This is a genomic window from Microbacterium sp., assembly GCF_031178525.1.
Lineage (GTDB): Bacteria > Actinomycetota > Actinomycetes > Actinomycetales > Microbacteriaceae > Microbacterium.
Genome location: NZ_JAPSJA010000214.1, coordinates 1 through 3,976 on the forward strand (window position 1 = coordinate 1; position 3,976 = coordinate 3,976).

Sequence of the window (3,976 nt, forward strand, 5' to 3'; positions counted from 1 at the left end):
CGCGATCCGTCCGACCCGACGACGACATCCGCCTCGATCTCGATCCGCTCGCCGTCCGCCCCGGTGGCGATCACGCGCGGCCGCGCGGACTCGGCGTCCTCCACGGCGATCGCGCGCACGCCGAAGCGCAGGTCCTGGTCTGCACCGGTCCGCGCCGCGATGAGGTCCTTGAGCACCTCGTGCTGGGGATAGAGCCATACGCCGCGCCCGACCGAGGCGGCGAAGTCGACGCGGTGCCCCTCGCCCTCGAACCGCAGCTCGATGCCGTCGTGCCGGCTGCCGACCGTCGAGACGCGGTCGGAGGCGCCGGTCTCCCGCAGGATCTCGACCGTGCCCTGCTCGAGGATGCCGGCGCGGATCGTGGTCTCGACCTCCTCGCGCGAGCGCGACTCGATCACGATCGACGCGATGCCCGCCCGATCGAGCAGGTGCGACAGCAGCAGTCCGGCCGGCCCCGCTCCCACGATCGCCACGGCGGTGCGTTCGGTCATGTCATCTCCTTCGACGGCTCACCCGGCACCGCTGCCGGGTCCCTCCGAGTCTCACGAAGGGCCGGCTCCCACACCAGCAGTTACCCGTTGAACGGGAAGCTAGAGAACCGGCGCGTCGAGCCCGTGCGCGATGGCGGCGGCGGCCCGCCGCAGTTCGTCGGCTGCGCCCGCGGTCGGCGCATCGCGCGGCAGGATCACCGACAGCGCCGCGATCACCCTCCCGCGCTGCCGGATCGGGACGGCGATGCCCGATGACACCGGCTCCACGAATCCGCGCGCCACGACGACCCCTTCGCGGCGGATCTGCGCGAGCAGCGCGCGCAGGTCGGCCGGATCCGTCACGGTCGCCTCCGATACCGCGTCGAGCGGCGCGGACAGGACACTCTCCTGAATCGCCTCGTCGGCGAAGGCGAGCAGCACGAGCCCGGAGGAGGACGCGTGCAGAGGCAGGCGTCCCGCGATCCGCGTGATGTTCGAGACGGCGTCCGGATCGGACAGGCGCTCCAGGAAAAGCGCCTCGCCCTGCTCGAGCACCGCGAGCTGGGTGTGCTCGCGGACGCGCGCCTGCACGCGCTCCATATGGGGCAGCGCGACCTGTCGCAGCCGCAGAGCACGGGACCCGCGCTGGGCGACCTCCCACAGGTGCATGCCCAGATGCAGGCGGCCGTCGCCGTCCCGGTCGAGCAGGCCGGTCGCGACGAGCTCGGCCACCAGGCGGTGCGCGGTCGACACGGGCAGCCCCGCGCGGCGGGCGATCTGCGATGCGGTCTGCACGGAGCGATCGGCGTCGAAGGTCTCGAGCACCCGCACGATCCGCTGTGCGACGGATTCCCCGGACGGCGAGTTTGCCACGTCATCACCCTGCCAGACCGAGTGATCTCACGCAGAGAGGAAAACGGCCCGCCCCCGGATCGGAAGAGGGGCGGGCCGTTTGAGGTGCGTCTGATCCGGGGCGTGTGCGGCGCCGGGTCCGGATCGTTCGCGGCGAAGGACCGTGTGCGGTCAGTCCTTCGCGGCCTTGAGGCGGGCGCGGAGCCCGTCGAGCTGCTCCCGCAGCTCGACGGGCGTCCGCTCCCCGAAGAGGGCGTAGAACTCGTCGGTGAGATCCGCTTCCTCGAGCCACGCGTCGGCGTCGATCTCGAACAACTCGTCGAGATCCTGCTGCGGCACGTCGAGCCCCGAGAGGTTCAGGGAGCCGGGCGCGGGCACGGGGCCGATCGGCGTCTCGACCGCGTCGGCCTCGCCCTGCAGGCGCCGGACGATCCAGTCGATCACGCGCGAGTTGTCACCGAAGCCGGGCCACAGGAAGCGCCCGTCGGCGCCGCGGCGGAACCAGTTGACCTGGTACACCTTGGGCAGCTGCGACGCGAGGCGGCCCATCTCGAGCCAGTGGCCGAAGTAGTCGGCCATGTTGTAGCCGCAGAACGGCATCATGGCGAACGGGTCGCGACGCAGCTCGCCGACCCTGCCCTCCGCTGCGGCGGTGCGCTCGGACGAGATGTTCGATCCCAGGAACACGCCGTGCTCCCAGCCGAACGCCTCCACGACGAGGGGCACGTTCGTCGCGCGACGTCCGCCGAACAGGATGACATCGAGCGGCACCGCCTCCTCCCAGTCGTCCGCGATCGACGGCGCCTGGGCGGCCGAGACCGTGAAGCGCGAGTTGGGGTGGGCGGCGGGACGGCCGGCGTCGGGCGTCCAGTCCTCGCCGCGCCAGTCGATCAGGTGTGCGGGCGCCTCGTCAGTGAGGCCCTCCCACCACACGTCGCCGTCGTCCGTGAGCGCGACGTTCGTGAACAGGACGTTGCCCCACAGCGTCTCGACGGCCGTGACGTTGGTCGACTCCCCGGTGCCGGGCGCGACGCCGAAGAACCCGGCTTCGGGGTTGATGGCGTAGAGGCGGCCGTCCTCGCCGGGACGGATCCACGTGATGTCGTCGCCGAGCGTCTCGACCTTCCAGCCGGGGATGGTCGGACGCAGCATTGCGAGGTTGGTCTTGCCGCAGGCGGACGGGAACGCGGCCGCCACATGGTACGCCCTGCCCTGCGGGTCGATCACGCGGATGAGCAGCATGTGCTCGGCCATCCAGCCCTGGTCGCGGCCGATCACCGACGCGATGCGCAGCGCGTAGCACTTCTTCGCCAGAATCGCGTTGCCGCCGTACCCGGAGCCGAACGACCACACCTCGAGCGTGTCCGGGAAGTGCACGATGTACTTCTCGTCGTTGCTCGGCCACGCCACGTCGTCGTCGCCGTGGTGCAGCGGCGATCCCACAGAGTGGACCGTGCGCACCCAGGGTGCGCCCTGCGCGATGAGCTTCGTCACCTCGACGCCGACCCGCGTCATGATCTCGATCGACGCGACGGCGTACGGGCTGTCGGTGAGTTGCACGCCGAGCTGGGAGATCGGGCCGCCGACCTTGCCCATGGAGAACGGCACGACGAACATGGTGCGGCCGCGCATGGAGCCGTCGAACAGCGGCCGCAGGGTCGCGCGCATCTCGGCCGGCTCGGCCCAGTTGTTGGTGGGGCCGGCGTCCTCCTGCTTGTCGGAGCAGATGAAGGTCCTCGACTCCAGGCGGGCGACGTCGGCCTCGTCCGAGCGGGCGAGGTACGACCCGGGACGCTTGGCGTCGTTGAGCTTGATGAGCGTGCCGTCCGCGACCATCTGCGCCAGGAGTGCCTCGTGCTCCTCGGCGGACCCGTCGACCCAGTGGATGCGGTCGGGCTTCGTGAGGGCAGCGATCTCCTCCACCCACGCAACGAGGGCCGCCATGCCGGGTCCCTGCACCGCCGGCTGGGCGCCGTATGCCGCGAGGGGGCTGGTCGCGCGGGCGGTGGGGCTCTCGATGATGGCCATGCTCAGGTTCCTATCCGTCTTTCCCACGAGGGGAGAGTTGCGGGGGGCTTATCCAGGATGACCCTCCCGGGGCGTCGCTTTCCGCCCCCGAAGCCCAAAAGAATCCGGATTCTTTAGCTAAGCTGAAGGAATGACCCCGCGGGACGATCAGAAGACCGGCATCGAGCTCAAGACGCTCGGGCACCGCATCCGGCACTACCGGCTGCAGCAAGGCTTCACTCTCGATGAGCTCGGTGCCGCGGTCGGTGTCGCGGGCAGCCAGCTCAGCCTGATCGAGAACGGCAAGCGCGAGCCCAAGCTGTCGCTCCTGCAGGCGATCGCCGCAGCCACCGACACCGCCGTCACCGACCTGATCTCCGGCGAGCCGCCGAACCGGCGCGCGGCCCTCGAGATCGAGCTGGAGAAGGCGCAGTCGAGCTCGGTGTTCCGCAGTCTCGGCATCGCCCCCATCAAGGTCACGAAGACGCTGTCCGACGAGACGATCGAGTCCGTCCTCGGTCTGCACCGCGAGCTGCAGCGCCGCGAGAGCGAGGCGATCGCCACGCCCGAGGAGGCGCGCCGCGCCAACACCGAGCTGCGGCTGCGCATGCGCGACAGCCACAACTACCTGCCCGAGCTGGAGCAGC

General features: G+C 70.6%; 4 protein-coding genes. 1 reads left to right on the forward strand and 3 read right to left on the reverse strand.

The genetic code is table 11. The annotated features are described in order from the left end of the window. From RIF89_RS11755 to RIF89_RS11765, 3 genes are all read right to left on the reverse strand, one after another. On the reverse strand, window positions 1-491 hold a 491-nt coding region (locus RIF89_RS11755), incomplete at its 3' end, for an FAD-dependent monooxygenase (RefSeq protein WP_309069294.1). A gap of 99 nt (window positions 492-590) precedes the next feature. Next, complete coding sequence (locus tag RIF89_RS11760; protein ID WP_309069295.1) at window positions 591-1,343, reverse strand: IclR family transcriptional regulator; 753 nt, start codon at window positions 1,341-1,343, stop codon at window positions 591-593. Between the two features lie 150 nt (window positions 1,344-1,493). Next, a complete protein-coding gene (locus RIF89_RS11765) occupies window positions 1,494-3,350 on the reverse strand; it encodes a phosphoenolpyruvate carboxykinase (GTP) (RefSeq protein ID WP_309069296.1) in 1,857 nt (618 codons plus the stop codon). A gap of 130 nt (window positions 3,351-3,480) precedes the next feature. On the opposite strand from RIF89_RS11765, the gene RIF89_RS11770 reads away from it, so the two are divergent. Next, on the forward strand, window positions 3,481-3,976 hold a 496-nt coding region (locus RIF89_RS11770; RefSeq protein WP_309069297.1), incomplete at its 3' end, for a helix-turn-helix transcriptional regulator.

What these genes read in the sequence shown, in the direction of transcription:
- RIF89_RS11765 (WP_309069296.1), bottom strand. Translation starts at nt 3,350, where the DNA reads ATGGCCATCATCGAGAGCCCCACCGCCCGCGCGACCAGCCCCCTCGCG.